6 protein-coding genes and 1 pseudogene are annotated in these 6,657 nt (G+C 37.7%); 6 read left to right on the plus strand and 1 reads right to left on the minus strand.

Features of this window, described 5'->3' with window-relative positions:
• The 6 genes and pseudogenes from RQ893_RS07110 to RQ893_RS07135 all read left to right on the plus strand — a co-directional run.
• Positions 1-233, plus strand: a pseudogene (locus RQ893_RS07110) (trigger factor); the annotation flags it as partial.
• Positions 234-279: 46 nt separating this feature from the next.
• On the plus strand, positions 280-876 hold the full coding sequence (gene clpP / locus RQ893_RS07115) for an ATP-dependent Clp endopeptidase proteolytic subunit ClpP (protein WP_037326878.1): 597 nt from the start codon (positions 280-282) through the stop codon (positions 874-876).
• 1 nt (position 877) lies between these two features.
• Positions 878-2,092, plus strand: coding sequence for an ATP-dependent Clp protease ATP-binding subunit ClpX (gene clpX, locus RQ893_RS07120; protein WP_311482356.1), 1,215 nt, complete (start codon positions 878-880; stop codon positions 2,090-2,092).
• A 55-nt stretch (positions 2,093-2,147) separates the two neighbouring features.
• Positions 2,148-4,478, plus strand: coding sequence for an endopeptidase La (gene lon / locus RQ893_RS07125; protein WP_311482357.1), 2,331 nt, complete (start codon positions 2,148-2,150; stop codon positions 4,476-4,478).
• The gene (gene yihA, locus RQ893_RS07130) at positions 4,475-5,062 is read left to right on the plus strand and encodes a ribosome biogenesis GTP-binding protein YihA/YsxC (RefSeq protein WP_311482358.1); all 588 of its coding nucleotides are present in this window, start codon (positions 4,475-4,477) and stop codon (positions 5,060-5,062) included. The genes lon and yihA overlap by 4 nt, the downstream gene beginning before the upstream one ends.
• A 149-nt stretch (positions 5,063-5,211) precedes the next feature.
• Entirely contained in the window at positions 5,212-5,625 is a 414-nt protein-coding gene (locus RQ893_RS07135) for a hypothetical protein (RefSeq protein WP_311482359.1), read from the plus strand.
• A gap of 36 nt (positions 5,626-5,661) precedes the next feature.
• Here RQ893_RS07135 and RQ893_RS07140 read toward each other — a convergent pair.
• Positions 5,662-6,657 (minus strand): hypothetical protein (locus tag RQ893_RS07140; RefSeq protein WP_311482360.1); only part of this gene is annotated, 996 nt, incomplete at its 5' end.

Raw genomic sequence — 6,657 nt, forward strand, 5'->3', positions numbered from 1 at the left:
CTGACGAAGAAAAAGAAAAAGAACTACAAGAAACTGCTAAAAACTACGGCGTAGAAGACCTTGAAAAATTCAAAGAAATCTTCGCTAAAAACGTATCAGACGAAACTCTTGTAGAAAATATCAAGAGAAGAAAAGCTGTAGAATTCCTTGCTTCAAAAGCAAAGGCTCTTCCTCACGAAGAATACCACAAATTTGTAGAAGAAAATTCTAAAAAAGAAGCAAAAGAAGACTAAGATTTTCTAGCAGTTTCCAAAGGGATTTTCCCAGAAAGGAGACACAGTGTTAGCTAAAAATTATTTAGTACCAACTGTTATTGAGCAAACAAACAGAGGCGAAAGAGCCTATGACATATATTCAAGACTTCTTAAAGATAGGATAATTTTCCTATCTGGAGAAGTTCGTGATGAAGTAAGCGATATAATAATCGCCCAACTTCTTTTCCTAGAAAGCGAAGACCCAAACAAGGATATACATTTTTATATAAATTCCCCAGGTGGAGTTGTAACAAGCGGGCTTGCAATCTATGACACAATGAATTATATAAAACCTGATGTATCAACAATCTGTATTGGTCAAGCAGCCTCAATGGGAGCTGTATTATTATCTTCTGGAGCAAAAGGCAAGAGATTTTCCCTACCAAACTCCAATATAATGATCCACCAACCTTCTGGAGGTGCCCAAGGTCAAGCATCAGACATAGTTATCCAAGCTGAGCAAATCCTTAAAATTAAGGCCAACCTCAATAGGATTTTGTCAGAAAATACAGGCAAGGACCTAGCTACTATTGAGAAGGATACAGACAGAGACTTTGCCATGACAGCAGAAGAGGCCTTAAAATATGGTCTAATTGATAAAGTTATAGAAAGTAATAAGTAAAATGGCTGATAAGGAAAAAAGTACGGTAAGATGTTCTTTTTGTGGTAAAGATGCCAGCCAGGTCAAGAGAATAATAGCAGGAGCGGATGGTTATATTTGCAACGAATGCGTTGAGCTCTGCTCTGAGATTATTAAGGAAGACAATAAGGTAGAGGATGGCTTTGATTTTGATTTCAAACTTTCAAAACCAAAGGATATAAAGGCCTATCTTGATTCTTATGTCATTGGCCAGGAAGATGCAAAAAAAACCCTATCTGTGGCTGTTTATAACCACTACAAAAGAATTACCAGCAATGAAGAAGATTCAGAAGTTGAATTACAAAAATCAAATATTTTAATGCTTGGACCAACAGGATCAGGTAAGACTCTCCTTGCTCAAACACTTGCCAGAAAGCTTAATGTTCCATTTGCCATTGCAGATGCTACAAGCCTTACCGAAGCAGGTTATGTGGGTGAGGATGTAGAAAATATTATCTTAAAATTAGTCCAAGCGGCTGACTATGATATAGAAGCAGCAGAACTTGGTATTGTCTATGTTGACGAGATAGATAAGATAACAAGAAAGAGTGAAAACCCATCTATAACCCGTGACGTAAGCGGGGAAGGTGTTCAACAAGCTCTTCTTAAATTAATAGAGGGAACTGAGGCCAATGTTCCACCCCAAGGTGGCAGAAAGCACCCATCTCAAGAATATATTAGGGTAGATACTACAAATATTTTATTTATCCTAGGTGGGGCCTTTGAGGGAATCGGTGATATAATAAACCAAAGACAAATGGATAAGACCATTGGTTTTGGTGCAGATATTACAAATAGAGAAAAAACTGACCTATCTATGGTAAATACCGAAGACTTATTAAAATTCGGTCTTATACCAGAATTCATAGGCAGGGTTCCTATTATAGTTAGCCTTGATGCCCTTGACGAAGAAGCCCTTGTAAGGATTTTAAAGGAGCCCAAAAACTCCCTAATCAAGCAATATCAAAAGCTTTTTGACCTTGACGATGTAAAGCTAAGCTTCAATGACGATGCTATAGATGAAATTGCGAAAAAAGCTTACGACCAAAAGACAGGAGCTAGGGGGCTTAGGACAATTATTGAAAATCTCCTTTTGGATGTGATGTATGAAATTCCATCAAGAGAGGAAATCAAGGAAGTAATTGTAACCAAAGAATCTATCGATGACCATAGTAAACTAGAATACAAAAAGAAATAAAAATTCAAAAGGGGAATGCTAGTCATTTCCCTTTTTATAACTAAGAGAGGCAAGTATGAAAGAAGTTTATAAAATAAGTGAAGTAAATCTCCCCCTAATTCCCCTTAGAGGATATTGGGTTATGCCTACTACTATGCTCAACTTTGACTCATCAAGATCTATATCAAAAAATGCTGTAGAAAATGCAAAGCTAAACAACGAAGAATTGTTTTTGGTAAACCAGCTAGATATTTTTGATGATAATCCAAAAGCAGATGGCCTCCAAGAGGTCGGCATAGTAGCTGAAATCAAGGAGACTTTTCCTCTTCCAAATGGAGATATAAGGGTTTTTGTTCAGGCGACAGGTCTTGGCAAACTAAAAAAACTCCATGTGGCTGAAGGTTTCCTAAGGTGTGAGATTGAAAAATACGAATATATAGAAGAAAATCAAGAAAAAACAGACAACCTAGAAGCTCTTCGAAAACTTTTGGTAAGTGATTTTAGGGATTTTGCCATGATTAACGATGATATACCTGATGAAATCGCCTACGGCATGACTGAGCTAGAAAATTATCACAGGTTGGTAGACCTTATTTGCTACCACCTTGACCTTGCACCAAAGGAATATTATCAAATTCTTTCAACCTTTGATGCCAAGGAGAGGATGGAACTCCTTCATAGGATTATAAACAAGGAAATAGAACTTAAAAACTTAGGAACCGAGATAGAGCTTGCTGTTACAGAAAATATAAACCAGTCCCAGAAGGAATACTACCTAAGGGAAAAGATGGATGTTTTGAAGAAGGAACTTGCCTCTACTACTGGCCAAGCAGAAAACGAAGTTGACGAATTAAGGGCTAAGATAAAGAAGATTAAGTTTGATAAACAAGCTAGAAAATCGCTTGAGAAAGACCTTGACAGGCTAGATCTTATCCCAGAGATGAGTCCAGACTATGGTGTTTTGTCATCATACTTAGACTTTGTAGTTGGTCTTCCTTGGAGCAAAAAATCTAAGGAAAGCCTTGATATCAAAAGGGCCACAGAAATTCTAGACCAAGACCACTACGGTCTAAAAGATGTCAAGGAAAGAATCCTTGAGTCAATCGCAGTTAAGATTAAAAATAAATCTGTAAAGGGGTCTATAATTTGTTTGGTCGGCCCTCCAGGAGTTGGAAAAACTTCTATTGCAAAATCTGTCGCTCGTGCCCTTAACCGTGAATTTGTTTCAATGAGACTGGGTGGGGTGACTGATGAATCAGAAATCAGAGGCCACAGGAGAACCTATGTTGGCGCCATGGCAGGTCGTGTGATTGCTAATATCAACCGTATCGGTGTTAAAAATCCAGTTTTCCTCTTAGATGAGATTGACAAATTGGGATCAGATTTTAGGGGAGACCCATCAAGCGCATTGCTCGAAGTACTTGATCCAGAGCAAAATGATAAATTTATCGACCGCTATTTGGATATACCATTTGACCTATCGGATGTATTTTTCCTAACCACAGCCAACGACATAAATCAAATTCCAGATGCACTTTTTGATAGGCTAGAGGTCATTGAATTATCTGGCTATACCCCAAGTGAAAAGCTAAATATAGCCAAAAAATACTTGGTTAAAAAGCAAATGGCAAATACTGGTCTAAAAGAAGAAGAATTTTCTATTTCGGATAAGGTTATAGAAAGAGTTATCAAGGCTTACACCAGAGAAGCAGGTGTGAGGGAGCTTGAAAGGTTAATTGGTAAGATTTGCCGTCGTTCTGTTAAGGAAATCCTTGAAGGCAAGGATACAGTGAGAGTCACCATGCAAAACTATACCAAGTTTTTAGGTCGTGAGAAGTTTATTGACGACCATATTTCTAAGGAAGAAAAGGTTGGAGTTGTAAATGGCCTTGCTTGGACTTCTGTTGGTGGAACTATGCTTACTGTGGAAGCCAACGTCATGGAAGGTAAGGGTAATGTAGAATTTACTGGATCTCTTGGAGATGTCATGAAGGAATCTGGTCAAGCAGCAATAGTCTATATAAGATCAAATGCAGACAAACTTGGTATTAAGGGTAAGTTTTACGAAACAAAAGACATCCACGTCCACGTTCCAGAAGGGGCAACACCAAAAGACGGTCCATCTGCAGGTATTACTATGACCACAGCTATTGCTTCAGCCCTTACAGGCAGAAAGGTCAAAAACAACCTCGCTATGACAGGTGAAGTAACCATTACTGGAGATGTTCTTGCTATTGGTGGTCTAAAGGAAAAGGCTCTTGCAGCCTACGCCTATGGTATCAAAAATGTGATTATTCCAAAGGATAACGAGAGAGATACAGAAGATATTGATAAGGAAATTAGAGATAAGATAAACTTCATTCCAGTTACAAATGTGGCTGAAGTAATCGAAAGGGCTCTTATATGAAAATCAAAAATATAGAACTCGAGCAGGTGGCAGGTTTTAAGGCCCAGTGGCCGAAAGACTCCCTAGCAGAAATCGCCTTTGTTGGTAGGTCCAATGTAGGCAAGTCTTCCTTTATAAATTCATTTTCAAATAGGAAGGCAATCGCCAGGACCTCTTCCAAACCAGGCAAGACCAGAACTATAAATTTTTATAGGGTCAATGATGAATTTAGGCTGGTTGACCTACCCGGTTATGGTTTTGCTAAGGTATCAAAGACTGAAAAAGCCAAGTGGGATAAGTTAATCAACGAATATCTCCACGATAGGGAAAACCTCAAGGAAGTATTTTTGATAGTAGACATCCGCCACGAGCCAACAGCCCTAGATAAGCAAATGTATGAGTGGATAATAGATTCGGGCTACATGGGTTTTGTAATCGCAACTAAGTTCGACAAAATTTCCAAGGGCCAAATCCAAAAACACATCAAGCAAATAAAAAAGAAGCTAGAAATAGAAGACGAGGGCCTAATTTTCGCCTACTCTTCAGAGACCAAACACAACAAGGACGTCCTTGAAGAACAGGTTGAGGTTATAATAAATGCTTAAAGGCAAAGCGATTTTAGGTTTAAAGAACATTCCTCCGTCCGTAATTCCGATGACCGCAGGGAAGAGGAATCCCACAAAGAAGGACCTATCATATTAAAAAATATTTACAAGGAGGCTTTGGCCTTCTTTTTTTGTTTGAGGGGGGGAGAATGGGTATAAATATAAAGAGGAAAAAGAAAGGAAAAATCATGGCCAGAAATCTTTCTAACAAAGAAAAACGAATTTATTTGGGATTTTTAATTGGGATGTGGATTTTGATTATTTTGTCGGTTTATACCATGAAAGTCTATGAAATCTGGTATTTCTTTGCGATTTTTTTGGCTTGGGGACTTATATTTTTACTATATCAGAATTATCTTGGAATCAGAGTTGATAAAAAGCTCGGAACCTATCTGGGCGACCTGCCTAAAAAGGATACTTATAGGTATTATATTGCGGGATTTTTAAATATCTTAGCCATAAATTTGACTATAAGCCTTGATGTAAAATTTATAGTCCTTGTAGGCTTAGCATCAGCCTTTATGTTCTATGAATCATACAAGATGATAGAAGATGCTTACTAAAAAAGTAGGTGATTTTCTCACCTACTTTTAAATTACTTATTTTGCTGAAAGAGTAAATTCTGCGACTTTTTCGTAGTTTCCGTCTGTTAGTCTGCCGGAGTTTTCATTTATTTTTGATCTTGATAGGGTGAAGGTAATTTCTCTTCCGTCCTTGATTTGATCTAGGCTTAGGTCTGAGAACTCGTTGTTATAGAGGAAAGTAGCTATGCCGTGATCAACTGTTCTTATGTCAAGTTCTATTTTTTTGCCGTCCTTGTCAAGGCCTTCAAGTTGGTAGTCATAGTCTGCATCAAGGCCTTCAATTATAGCGGTCATGGTGATTGGGTTTACTTTCATTAATTTAATATTTGATCCATTTTCAAGTTCGTAGTCTTGCGCTAAGACTTTGTTGTCTTCATTAACAAGATTTGTAGAAGCCTCGATAGATACGATATCACTCTTTGTTCCCTGTAGGAAGTAGAGGTCTACATCTGCATTTTCTAAGCTAGGAAAGTCCTTGTCAAAGTTAATCATGGTTGATGTTGTATAAGTTTCGCCGTCTTCATTATCAGCTGCAGAACCAGATTCGCCAAGGGCCTTATAGGTTTCGCCGTTGATTACAACCTTATAAATACTTGATTCTCTTGTAGAAAATGCCATACCATTTACTTTGTTACTTGTATCTCTGAGGACGTTTAGGAAAATATGATTATCTTCAATGGCAAGATTATTAAGGATAAAGGAGTCTTCGCCAATGGTGATTGGCTTATTAAGCTCAGTTACATATTTGTAAGACTCTGGGCTTGCTCCGAAGGTTTCCATGAAGGATACCTTGACATCTGTTGAAAATTTAGAAACTTCAGCTCTTACTGGTGGGACGGTAAGTCCTAGTGCAAGCAAGAGGGCTGCTGCAACTGCCATATATTTTTTATTTGATTTTTTCTTATAAGTTTTTGCTGTCATATATAATCTCTCCTTTTCTATATCATTTAATTCAAATTCGTCAGTTTCAAAGTCTAGGTCATTTATCTTATCATAAACATTTTTCATTTT

Origin of the sequence: uncultured Anaerococcus sp. (genome assembly GCF_963510915.1) — a bacterium.
GTDB lineage: Bacteria > Bacillota > Clostridia > Tissierellales > Peptoniphilaceae > Anaerococcus.

What these genes read in the sequence shown, in the direction of transcription:
- RQ893_RS07135 (WP_311482359.1), top strand. Translation starts at nt 5,212, where the DNA reads ATGGGTATAAATATAAAGAGGAAAAAGAAAGGAAAAATCATGGCCAGA.
- clpX (WP_311482356.1), top strand. Translation starts at nt 878, where the DNA reads ATGGCTGATAAGGAAAAAAGTACGGTAAGATGTTCTTTTTGTGGTAAA.
- lon (WP_311482357.1), top strand. Translation starts at nt 2,148, where the DNA reads ATGAAAGAAGTTTATAAAATAAGTGAAGTAAATCTCCCCCTAATTCCC.
- yihA (WP_311482358.1), top strand. Translation starts at nt 4,475, where the DNA reads ATGAAAATCAAAAATATAGAACTCGAGCAGGTGGCAGGTTTTAAGGCC.